The organism is Bradyrhizobium sp. P5_C11_2, assembly GCF_054049755.1.
In genome coordinates this window covers 1-11,341 of sequence record NZ_JBFULT010000218.1, presented here as the reverse complement: position 1 = coordinate 11,341, position 11,341 = coordinate 1, and the positions used below count along the sequence as shown (strand labels likewise).

Annotated in this window: 8 protein-coding genes; all 8 read left to right on the top strand. The window is 65.7% G+C overall.

All coding sequences use genetic code 11. The features are described from left to right. Nucleotides 1-829: protein TolA (locus ACXJL8_RS20615; protein ID WP_456685482.1), on the top strand; the 829-nt coding region annotated here is incomplete at its 5' end. A 23-nt stretch (nucleotides 830-852) separates the two neighbouring features. Further along, nucleotides 853-2,220 (top strand): Tol-Pal system beta propeller repeat protein TolB, encoded by a 1,368-nt coding sequence (tolB, locus tag ACXJL8_RS20610; protein ID WP_456685481.1) that lies wholly within the window; start codon nucleotides 853-855, stop codon nucleotides 2,218-2,220. 322 nt (nucleotides 2,221-2,542) lie between these two features. Then, the gene (locus tag ACXJL8_RS20605) at nucleotides 2,543-4,873 is read left to right on the top strand and encodes a putative bifunctional diguanylate cyclase/phosphodiesterase (RefSeq protein WP_456685480.1); all 2,331 of its coding nucleotides are present in this window, start codon (nucleotides 2,543-2,545) and stop codon (nucleotides 4,871-4,873) included. A 199-nt stretch (nucleotides 4,874-5,072) separates the two neighbouring features. Next, complete coding sequence (locus ACXJL8_RS20600) at nucleotides 5,073-5,798, top strand: N-acyl amino acid synthase FeeM domain-containing protein (RefSeq protein WP_456620254.1); 726 nt, start codon at nucleotides 5,073-5,075, stop codon at nucleotides 5,796-5,798. A gap of 269 nt (nucleotides 5,799-6,067) precedes the next feature. After that, nucleotides 6,068-6,556, top strand: a complete 489-nt coding sequence (gene pal / locus ACXJL8_RS20595; RefSeq protein WP_074121319.1) for a peptidoglycan-associated lipoprotein Pal — start codon at nucleotides 6,068-6,070, stop codon at nucleotides 6,554-6,556. A gap of 187 nt (nucleotides 6,557-6,743) precedes the next feature. Continuing rightward, a complete protein-coding gene (ybgF, locus tag ACXJL8_RS20590; RefSeq protein WP_456620255.1) occupies nucleotides 6,744-7,802 on the top strand; it encodes a tol-pal system protein YbgF in 1,059 nt (352 codons plus the stop codon). A gap of 97 nt (nucleotides 7,803-7,899) precedes the next feature. Then, on the top strand, nucleotides 7,900-8,958 hold the full coding sequence (gene tilS / locus ACXJL8_RS20585) for a tRNA lysidine(34) synthetase TilS (RefSeq protein ID WP_456620256.1): 1,059 nt from the start codon (nucleotides 7,900-7,902) through the stop codon (nucleotides 8,956-8,958). 279 nt (nucleotides 8,959-9,237) lie between these two features. Continuing rightward, nucleotides 9,238-11,160, top strand: coding sequence for an ATP-dependent zinc metalloprotease FtsH (gene ftsH, locus ACXJL8_RS20580; protein ID WP_456685479.1), 1,923 nt, complete (start codon nucleotides 9,238-9,240; stop codon nucleotides 11,158-11,160). Nucleotides 11,161-11,341: the final 181 nt, after the last annotated feature.

Genomic DNA, 11,341 nt, shown 5'->3' with positions numbered 1-11,341 from the left:
CTCCACCGATCAGCTCGCGCAGATGATGTCGGGGCAGAAGACCGGCAAAAAGGAAGAGCCGAAGCCCAAGGTCGAGAAGATCGCCGAGGCCAAGCCCGAGGAAGACGCGGTCGGCAAGGTCACCGAGAAGAAAGAGCTGATCAAGACCAGCTCGACGCCCGAGCCGCCGCCAAAGCCCGTCGAGAAGCCGGTCGAGAAGAAGCCCGAGCCGCCCAAGCCGGTCGCCGAGGCCAAGCCGAAAGAAGAGCCGAAGCCGCAGGAAAAGAAGCCTGATCCGGCCAAGGAAGATCCGATCGCCGAGCTTCAGAAGAAGCTGGACACCAAGAAGCCGCCGCCGAAGCCGGTGGAGCAGAAGGTCGCGGCGGTGCAGCCGCAGCAGCAGCCGAAGCCGAAGGAGCGCAGCTTCGATCCTGCGCAGATCCAGCGCGACCTCGACAAGCGCGCCGCGACCAGGCACGAGCTCGCTGGAACGGCGCTGAATGCGTCGGCCTCGCTGGGGTCGACGACTGGGACCGCGGCCAACAACGTCGCGACCTGGCGGGGTGCATTCCAGGGCGCGGTCAAGCGCTGCTTCACGCCCACCTATAACGGGCAGGACGCCGATCAGTACGAGGCCGACATCGACATCCCCATGAAGATCGATGGATCGCTGGCATCCGAGCCCATTGTCGTCGCGGTGAGAGGACCGTCCCGGTCGATCGCCCAGGCGGTGGCGGAGAGCGCCAAGCGCGCCATCGTGCAGTGTCAGGTTTATTCGTTCATGCCAAAGCCGCAGTACGAGAGCTGGAAGCTCATCCCGATGACTTTCGGCCTGAAAGATATGTTGTGACATCCGAACAAAAGAATTTTGCAATGAGTGACGTCCGATCGATGAACCGCCGCCGCTTCATGACCCTGACCGGATCGACGCTTGCGATGCTCGGGGGCGGACGCGCCTTCGCCCAGCAAGCCCAGCCGCGGCTTCGTATCGACCCCACCGAATTCCAGCCGATCCCGATCGCGATTTCCGGCTTCGTGCCGGGCTCGCCGTCCGACGGCGACGTCGGCAACGGCGTCACCCAGGTCATCACCAACAATCTGAAGCGCTCGGGGCTGTTCGCCCCGATCGACCAGGCCGCCTTCATCGAGCGCATCAGCAACATCGACGTTGCGCCGCAGTTCCAGAACTGGAAGACCCTCAACGCGCAGGCCCTCGTCACCGGCCGGATGACACGGCAGCCGGACGGAAGGCTCAAGGCCGAATTCCGCCTGTGGGACGTGATCTCCGGCCAGCAGCTCGCCGGCCAGCAATATTTCACCTCGCCGGAATATTGGCGCCGCATCGCCCACATCATCTCCGACCAGATCTACGAACGCATGACCGGCGAGAAGGGCTATTTCGACAGCCGCGTCGTGTTCGTCGACGAAACCGGGCCGAAGGAGCGCCGCGTCAAGCGGCTCGCCATGATGGACCAGGACGGCGCCAATGTGCGCTACCTGACCCGCGGCTCCGACCTCGTGCTGACGCCGCGCTTCTCGCCGAACTCGCAAGAGATCACCTACATGGAGTTCGGCCAGGGCGATCCGAAGGTCTATCTCTTCAACATCGAGACCGGCCAGCGCGAGATCGTCGGCAACTTCCCGGGCATGACCTTTGCGCCAAGGTTCTCGCCGGACGGCCAGCGCGTCATCATGAGCCTGCAGCAGGGCGGCAATTCCAACCTGTTCGTGATGGATCTGCGCTCGCGCTCGACGACGCGCCTCACCGACACGCCGGCGATCGACACGTCTCCGTCTTACTCGCCGGACGGCACCCGCATCTGCTTCGAGTCCGATCGCGGCGGCAGGTCGCAGATTTATGTGATGGGCGCGGGCGGCGGACAGGCGCAGCGCATCTCCTTCTCCAAGGACGACACCAACGCCAGCTATTCGACGCCGGTGTGGTCGCCGAAGGGCGACTACATCGCCTTCACCAGGCAAGGCGGCGGGCAGTTTTCGATCGGCGTCATGAAGCCGGACGGCAGCGGCGAGCGGCTGCTCACCTCCGGCTTCCACAACGAGGGCCCGACCTTCTCGCCGAACGGCCGCGTGCTGATGTTCTTCCGCGATCCCGGCGGCAACGGTGGGCCGTCGCTGTACTCCGTCGACATCTCCGGCCGCAACGAGCTCAAGGTGCCGACGCCGGGCTTCGCCTCCGACCCGGCATGGTCGCCGCTGCTGTCCTCGACGGCGGGCCAGTAGAGCGTTTTCGGGCGAAGTAGGTACCGGTTCGCRTAAGGAAAACGCGCTCCGTTCCGATTCCATCGGAACGGAAAGGGCTTGAGAAGCTGCGCGTTCGCAACGCGCGATGTTTTCGAAAAAACGTGCCGATTTTTTCGCGTTTCGTCCGGGACGCAAGGTTTCCTTCACCTTGTGCCCGGCAAGGCTTGCCTAGTTGCTTGATATGTCAGCGGAAACAGGTTCGCTATTGCCGAAAAACAACTCGACTTTAACGATGTTCCCTCAGAAAGGCTTCACCTGGGCTGGGTAAAAGTACGCCCCAAACAGGACGCGTAACAAGCCAATGCAGCTGGCCGACCAGAAGCAGAGCGATCGAGACGAGCTGGAGCCGATACTCTACGCCGCTCTCATCAACTCTATGGTGCAGAATTTCTGGGCGATCTTCCTCGGCTCGGCCAGCACGGCCGTGGCCGCGGTCATGACTGCGCTGAAGACCGGCGACGTCTTGTTGTGGCCGATCGCGTTCCTGATCATTGCCATCGGCACGGCGCGCGCGTTTCAGATGCGGCGCTACGAAAACCGGATACCGGGTCTGACGTTCGAAGAGGCGAGGCATTTGGAGCCGCGCTATTGGTTGGGCGCGCTGGTCTATGCCGGCGTGATCGGCCTGTGGTGCTTCGTCGTCATCTTCAACAACGACGATGCGGTTGCGAACATGCTCTGCATCTCCGTCACCGTCGGCTACACCGCCGGCGGCGCCGCGCGCAATTACGGCCAGCCCCGCGTGATCCAGTGGCACGTCGCGCTGGCCTGCGGTCCGATGTCGCTCGCCCTGCTGCTGCACGGTGGATTCTATCACGTTGGGCTCGCCGTGATTCTTGGGATGTTCTTCATCGCCTTGAAGAACATCAACCTCAGCCTGCACGCGATCTTCGTCAAGGCGCTGACCTCGAGCTTCCGCGAATCCGCGCTGGCGAGCCAGTTCGACACCGCGCTCAACAACATGCCGCACGGCCTCTGCATGTTTCGCGCCGACGGCCGGCTCGCGGTGATGAACCATCGCTTCGGCGTGGTGATGTCGCTGCCCGACGATTTGGTCAAGCGCGGCGCCACCGCCGCGGACATCGTGTCGGCCTGCGTTGCCGCAGGCTCGATCTCGGCGGACAGCGGCAACCAGATCCTGGCCGAGATCGAGCATGCGCGGATTCGCGAGATCGTCACCGCCGATCCCGACCCGGCGCGCGACCGCACGCTGGCCTGGACGTTCCAGCCGATGACCGGCGGCGGCACCGTGCTGCTGCTGGAAGACATCACCGAGCGCACCAATGCGGAAGCCCGCATCACCCATCTCGCCCGCTTTGACGAGCTCACGGCGCTGCCCAACCGGGTCAGCTTCCGCGACGAAATCGAGCGGCTGCTGGCGCATTCGCACCATGCCGAGCGCCTCTCCGCGCTGCTCTTCATCGATCTCGACCAGTTCAAGCAGGTCAACGATACGCTGGGGCATCCCTGCGGCGACCAGCTCCTGTGCGCGGTCGCCAACCGCCTGCGCGAAATGCTGCGGCCGGAGGATTTCGTCGCCCGCTTCGGCGGCGACGAGTTCGTCGTATTCCAGCAGAACATCGGCGCGGCCGAAGACGCCGCGAGCCTCGCCCGCCGCATCGTCGAGCGGCTGAGCGAGCGCTACCGCATCGACAATCATCTGGTCGAGATCGGCGCCAGCGTCGGCATCGCGCTGACCTCGCCGGACGGCGTCAGCGCGGATACGCTGCTCAAGAACGCGGACATGGCGCTCTACCGTGCCAAGGCCGACGGCCGCGGCACCTTCTGCTTCTTCCGCGACGAGATGGCTGCGACCGTCGAGGCCCGCCGCATCCTCGAGCTCGACCTGCGCAAGGCGCTGGCCAACGAGGAGTTCGAGCTGTTCTACCAGCCGCTGGTCAATCTGAAGTCCGGCAAGATCACCACCTGCGAGGCGCTGCTGCGCTGGAATCACCCGGTGCGCGGCACGGTCTCGCCGGTCGACATCATTCCGGTCGCCGAGGACATGGGCCTGATCGTCGACCTTGGCCGCTGGATCCTGCGCCGGGCCTGCATGGAATGCATGAAGTGGCCCGAAGGCGTCAGCGTCGCCGTCAACTTCTCGCCGCAGCAATTCCACCAGCGCGACGTGCTCAGCGAAATCCGCTACGCGCTCGAGGTCTCCGGCCTCCCGGCCCATCGGCTGGAGATCGAGATCACCGAGTCCTCGCTGTTGCGCAACACCCAGCTCACGCACGACATCCTGTCGCAACTGCATGCGCTCGGCGTGCGCATCTCGCTGGACGATTTCGGGACCGGCTATTCGAGCCTCAGCTATCTGCACAATTTCCCGATGCAGAAGGTGAAGATCGACCGCTCCTTCCTCGAGGGCATCGACACCGACCGGCCGCTGACGCTGCTGCGCGGCGTGGCGCGGCTGTCGGCCGACCTCGGCATGGCGGTCGTGGTCGAAGGCATCGAGACCAACGAGCAGCTCGAGCTGATCAGCGCCGACGGCACCGTCTCCGAGGCGCAGGGCTATCTGTTCAGCCGTCCGGTGCCCGCCGTGCGGATGCGCCAGCTCCTCAACGCCTCGCATGGACGGCGCGGCGAGACCCTGCTCCAGGTCGCCAGCTCGCGCTCCTTCGCCTAACTCTGCTTCTCGAAATTTCCTGTCGTTTCAGACCGTTGCGTCGGCACCGTAGTGCTACGGAGGGTTAACCCTAACCCTTCGATTGCTTTGCATCATTGTTAAGAAGCTGTTAATAAATCATCACGCGCGCGCAAGTTGTTCTGCGTCGTCTTGGTGTGAGCGTGTGATGAGCGGCGGGTAAGGCGGGTAAGGAGTTGGAATGCAGTCCTCAGCCAGAGCGATCATTTCGGCTGTTGGACGGGGAGCCGAACTCCTGACCGACGTCGATTATCATATTGCCGAAACGGCCGAGGAGAAGGAGGCGATCTACAACCTCCGCTACCGCGCCTATCTGCGCGAAGGTGCCGTCAGGGAATCCTCCGAGGCACGCGTCACCGACCAGTATGACGAGCTTCCGAACGCATGGACGTTCGGCGTCTATCTCCACGGCGAACTCTGCAGCTCGGTGCGCATCAGCGTGCTGACCTCGGAATGGCGCGAGTCGACCTCGGCCGACGTCTTCCCCGAAGTCCTGCTGCCGCGGCTCGAGCGCGGCGAGGTCATGATCGATCCGACGCGATTTGTCGCCGACCCCGACAAGGCGAAGCGCGTTCCGGAATTGCCTTATCTGACGCTGCGTCTCGCCTATATGGCGTGCGAGCATTTCAACGCCGATCTCGGCCTTGCGATCGTGCGTCCCGAGCATCAGGCATTCTATCGCCGCGTCTTCCTGCACGCGCCGATCGCCGAGCCCCGGCTGGTTCCCGGCCTCACCAAGGCGTTCGGCCTGATGGCGGCGGACTTCCCGACCTTCCGCAAGAAGGTGTTCGAGCGTTATCCGATCATGCGCTCCACTGCGTTCGAGCGGCGGATGCTGTTCGGCCGCGGCGGCCAGCACCAGGCTCCGCAACGGCCGGCGCTCGTGCCGGACGCCGTTCACGCCTGAGTCGGGTGGGGCGCGCCTCACCGAAGGCTTCGGGCGGCTCCGGCCCCAGGCTCAAAATTGCAGCAGAACCAGCGTTTTTGCCGGTTAACGCGGCTTGCCTTCACCCTCGCGCCACATTTACAACCCATTAACCATGACGGTTGCTTTTCGCCGGTGGGGGGCATTTGACCGGCTCTGGCAACATCCCATCAAGGTTGACGGAACGTTCGCTTAACCAACCCCCTGTAGACCGGACAGCAGTGGACTAACGTGAGCGTGGAGGCTCCGGAATGAAACATCCTATGCGTATCCTCCAGGGATTGAAGCTGGCTGCAGTGCTTGCGGTCGCGCTGTCGATGGGCGCCTGCGCCAACAAGAACCTGGGTGCCGATGCGATGGCCAGCGCGGCGACGCCTGGCAGCCAGCAGGATTTCGTCGTGAACGTGGGCGACCGCGTGTTCTTCGAAAGCGACCAGACCGATCTGACCCCGCAGGCGATCGTGACCCTGGAGAAGCAGGCGCAGTGGCTCCAGACCTATCCGCGCTACTCCTTCACCATCGAAGGTCATGCCGACGAGCGTGGCACCCGCGAGTACAACATCGCGCTCGGCGCCCGCCGCGCCCAGTCGGTGCGCTCGTTCCTGGCCTCGCGCGGCATCGATCCGAACCGCATGCGCACCATCTCCTACGGCAAGGAGCGGCCGGTCGCCGTCTGTAACGACATCTCGTGCTGGTCGCAGAACCGCCGTGCCGTCACCGTGCTGAACGCGAGTTCCTGACGCGCAGTCAGGTGCCGTTCAGCTTCAGAAACGGATCATGCCGGCGCCCTCTCGGGCGCCGGTTTCGTTTCAGCGTTCTGTGACTAAAACCCCTTTGTTCCAGTCACATTTTTGGCGTACTCCCCTTCAATGTGTGGCGCGTCGAATGTTCCGTCGCAGGCCATTTCGCTTTCGTCGTCAGGGCAAGATGTCATCCAGATTTAAGGTCTTTACCGGCACCGTGGCGATCGCCGCGCTGCTCTCTTTGGGCTCGCCCGTCTTCTTGAGCTCGCCCGTCCTGGCGCAGTCGGACGACGACCCCGAGATGCGGATCGAGCGGCTGGAGAACCAGCTGCGCCAGCTCACCGGCCAGAACGAGGAGCTGCAATACCGCAACCGCCAGCTCGAGGAGCGCCTCCGTGCGCTCGAGGGCGGCGCGCAGGCCGCGCCCGGGCAGGCGCCGGTCCAGCCCAATGTCGCCGCCGTGCCGCCCGCCCAGTCCGCGCCGGTCTATCGCCAGCAGCCGCAACCCGCCCAGCCGAATTACGATCCCCAGACGGCAGCTCCGGCCCCGATCGTTCAGGAAGCGCCGCAGCCGGGCGCGCCCGGCGTTCGCCGCCGCGGCGATGCGTTCGACCCGAGCCAGAATCCAAGCGCTCCGGGCGCGCCGCGCGCGCTCGGCGGTGGGCCGCAGCCGATGCCGGCGGGAGCTCCGACCGGTGCGCCCGGCGGGCGCAACGCCGGCGAGCCGCTCGATCTCGCCAACACCAGCCCGCGCTATCAGCAGGGCGTGCCGCCGGCAGCCCAGCCCGGCTATCCGCCGGCCCAACAGGGTTATCCCGCGCCTGCCGCCGGCACGGGCCTGACCACCCTGCCGCCCTCGGCCACGCCGCGCGACGAGTTCGACCTCGGCATCGGCTACATGCAGCGCAAGGACTATGCGCTCGCCGAGCAGACCATGAAGAATTTTGCGCAGAAATATCCGAGCGACCCGCTGCTCGGCGACGCCCAATACTGGCTCGGCGAGAGCTACTTCCAGCGCCAGCAATATCGCGACTCGGCGGAAGCCTTCCTCGCCGTCACCACCAAATACGACAAATCGGCCAAGGCGCCGGATGCCCTGCTGAGGCTCGGCCAGTCGCTCGCCGCGCTGAAGGAGAAGGAGGCCGCCTGCGCCGCCTTCGGCGAGATCGGCCGCAAATATCCGCGCGCCTCCGCCGGCGTCAAAGCCGCCGTCGACCGCGAGCAGAAGCGGGTGAAGTGCTGAGGCGCCGCATTCTGTCCTGACAATGCGGACGGGGCTGCGCTAAACATCGCGAGCCATCCGCCAGCGATGGCTTGCTGCGATGGCTTGGGCCGCGTCAATGTCAGACGACAACTCACCGATCTCGGCGCGCGAGGCGAGGCGGCTCTTCGCTGATCTGCGAAGCGCGCCGGCGTTGGTGCTCGCAGTCTCCGGCGGGCCCGACTCCGTCGCGCTGATGTGGCTCGCGGCGCGCTGGCAGCGCAGCCTTGCGCGCGGGCCCCGCCTGGTGGTCGTCACCGTCGATCACGGCTTGCGGCCGGAGGCGGCGCGCGAGGCGCGCGAGGTCAAGCGGCAGGCCGCTGCGCTCGGGTTGATGCACCGGACCCTGCGCTGGCGCGGGACGAAACCGAGGACGGGGCTGCCCGCCGCGGCGCGCGAAGCCCGCTACCGCCTGCTCGCGCGGGCCGCGCGCAGCGCCGGCGCGAGCCATGTGGTGACCGCGCACACTTGCGACGACCAGGCCGAGACTTTGTTGATGCGGCTGTTGCGCGGCAGCGGCATCGCCGGGTTGTCGGCGATGGCGCGTCTGTCCGAGCGCGACGGGATCGTGCTGGCGCGCCCGCTGCTCGACGTTCCGAAGTCGCAGCTGGTTGCGACCCTGAAGCGGGCCAAGCTCGGCTTTGCCGATGATCCCACCAACCGCGACACCGCGTTCACCCGGCCGCGGCTGCGCGCGCTGCTGCCGCAGCTCGCGGCGGAGGGCGGCGATGCCCGCAATCTGACGCGGCTCGCAGGCAGGCTGGCGCGGGCCAATGCGGCGGTCGAGGTGCTGGCCGACGGCGCCGAGCGCTTCCTTCGGCTGCGGGATCGCGGCGATGCGCCGCATGCTCCGGGCGCGCGAAGCTTCGAAGCCGCGGCCTTCGCCGCCCTGCCGGAGGAAGTCCGGCTGCGGCTCCTGCTGCGGGCCATCAACGCACTCGGCCATGAGGGGCCGGCGGAACTCGGCAAGGTCGAGGCCTTGATGGCCGCGCTTGATCAGGCCATCGCGGCAGGCGCCCGCGCACCTGCAAAGGGCCGGCCGGCGCTGAAGCAGACGCTTGCGGGAGCCTTGATCAGCCTTGCCGGGGGGCGTATCCACGTCGTGCCGGCGCCGGCCCGGCGGATCAAGGGTGGATAGGGGCGGACCATGACACCGGCCGTTTCGCGCCCATGCCGTCAGGCCACCTTAACCAGGCAGGAAAAACCCGGGTCCGGTCGCCATTATTTCAGCGGGAATCGCTCTAAGATGGGATAAATAGTCCCATCTCGTTCCCTTGGCAGCGACCGGGACGGCACCTAAATTGTATGCGTCTAACCAAGAGGATTCCTTGGGGATTTCCTCGCACTGCCCAAGTCACTCTCCAAGCCACTGCCCAAGGATCAGGGTCGCGATCCGCGCGACCACGAAGGAAGATCGATGAACGCCAATCTGCGCAATTTCGCCCTCTGGGTCATCATAGTGTTGCTGCTGTTGGCGTTGTTCACGCTCTTCCAGAACCCGGGTCAGCGCGCCTCGTCGCAGGACATCGCCTTCTCGCAGCTCCTGAGCGAAGTTGATCGCGGCAATGTGCGCGACGTCGTGATCCAGGGCCCGGATATTCACGGCACCTTCACCAACGGCTCGAGCTTCCAGACCTATGCGCCGAGCGACCCGACGCTGGTCAAGCGCCTCTATGACAGCAAGGTCCAGATCACCGCGAAGCCGCCGGGCGACAACGTGCCGTGGTTCGTCTCGCTGCTGGTCTCCTGGCTGCCCTTCATCGCGCTGATCGGCGTGTGGATCTTCCTGTCGCGGCAAATGCAGGGCGGCGCCGGCAAGGCGATGGGCTTCGGCAAGTCGCGCGCCAAGATGCTGACCGAAGCGCACGGCCGCGTCACCTTCGAGGACGTCGCCGGCGTCGACGAGGCCAAGCAGGACTTGCAAGAGATCGTCGAATTCCTGCGCGACCCCGGCAAGTTCCAGCGCCTCGGCGGCCGCATCCCGCGCGGCGTGCTGCTGGTCGGTCCTCCCGGCACCGGTAAGACCCTGATCGCGCGCGCGGTCGCGGGCGAAGCCAACGTGCCGTTCTTCACCATTTCGGGTTCGGACTTCGTCGAGATGTTCGTCGGCGTCGGCGCTTCCCGCGTGCGTGACATGTTCGAGCAGGCCAAGAAGAACGCGCCCTGCATCATCTTCATCGACGAAATCGATGCGGTGGGTCGTCACCGTGGCGYCGGTCTCGGCGGCGGCAATGACGAGCGCGAGCAGACGCTGAACCAGCTGCTGGTCGAGATGGACGGCTTCGAGGCCAACGAGGGCGTGATCCTGATCGCCGCGACCAACCGTCCCGACGTGCTCGATCCCGCGCTGCTGCGTCCCGGCCGCTTCGACCGTCAGGTCGTGGTGCCCAATCCGGACGTCGTCGGCCGCGAGCAGATCCTCAAGGTTCACGTCCGCAAGGTGCCGCTGGCCCCCGATATCAACCTCAAGACCATCGCGCGCGGCACGCCGGGCTTCTCCGGCGCCGACCTGATGAACCTCGTCAACGAGGCTGCCCTGACCGCTGCGCGCCGCAACAAGCGCATGGTCACCCAGGCCGAGTTCGAGGAGGCCAAGGACAAGGTGATGATGGGCGCCGAGCGCAAGTCGCTCGTCATGACCGAGGAAGAGAAGCTCTTGACGGCCTATCACGAGGGCGGCCACGCCATCGTCGGCCTCAACGTCGTCGCGACCGATCCGATCCACAAGGCGACCATCATCCCGCGCGGCCGTGCGCTCGGCATGGTGATGCAGCTGCCCGAGCGCGACAAGCTGTCGATGTCGCTCGAGCAGATGACCTCGCGTCTCGCCATCATGATGGGCGGCCGCGTCGCCGAAGAGCTGATCTTCGGCCGCGAGAAGGTGACCTCGGGTGCGTCGTCCGACATCGAGCAGGCCACGCGCCTTGCCCGTATGATGGTGACGCGCTGGGGCCTGTCCGAGGCGCTCGGCACCGTGTCGTATGGCGAGAACCAGGACGAGGTCTTCCTCGGCATGTCGGTGTCGCGCACCCAGAACGCATCGGAGGCGACGGTTCAGAAGATCGACACCGAGATCCGGCGCTTCGTGGAAGAGGGCTACAACGAAGCGACGCGCATTCTCACCGAGAAGCGCGCCGACCTTGAAGCTCTCGCCAAGGGCCTGCTCGAATTCGAGACGCTCTCCGGCGACGAGATCATCGACCTGCTCAAGGGCAAGAAGCCGAACCGCGAGTCCGTGCTCGAGCCGACCACGCCGCGCGCCTCCGCCGTGCCTCCGGCCGGCAAGTCGCGCCCGCGGCCGGATCCGGACCCCGGCCTGGAGCCGCAGCCGCAGGCGTAACGCCTCTCGCGTCGTGGCCGGCTATTCCGGCAAACCGTTAGTGCAAAAGCTCGGCATCAAGCCGGGCTTTTGTATTTTCGTGGACGGCCTTTCGTCGGCCTATCGCGATGTCGTCGGTGAATTGCCCGATGACGTGAAGATCGCAAGGACCGCCAAGGCGCCGCTCGACATGGTGCATGTC

What these genes read in the sequence shown, in the direction of transcription:
- ACXJL8_RS20605 (WP_456685480.1), top strand. Translation starts at nt 2,543, where the DNA reads ATGCAGCTGGCCGACCAGAAGCAGAGCGATCGAGACGAGCTGGAGCCG.
- tilS (WP_456620256.1), top strand. Translation starts at nt 7,900, where the DNA reads ATGTCAGACGACAACTCACCGATCTCGGCGCGCGAGGCGAGGCGGCTC.
- ybgF (WP_456620255.1), top strand. Translation starts at nt 6,744, where the DNA reads ATGTCATCCAGATTTAAGGTCTTTACCGGCACCGTGGCGATCGCCGCG.
- pal (WP_074121319.1), top strand. Translation starts at nt 6,068, where the DNA reads ATGAAACATCCTATGCGTATCCTCCAGGGATTGAAGCTGGCTGCAGTG.
- tolB (WP_456685481.1), top strand. Translation starts at nt 853, where the DNA reads ATGAGTGACGTCCGATCGATGAACCGCCGCCGCTTCATGACCCTGACC.
- ACXJL8_RS20600 (WP_456620254.1), top strand. Translation starts at nt 5,073, where the DNA reads ATGCAGTCCTCAGCCAGAGCGATCATTTCGGCTGTTGGACGGGGAGCC.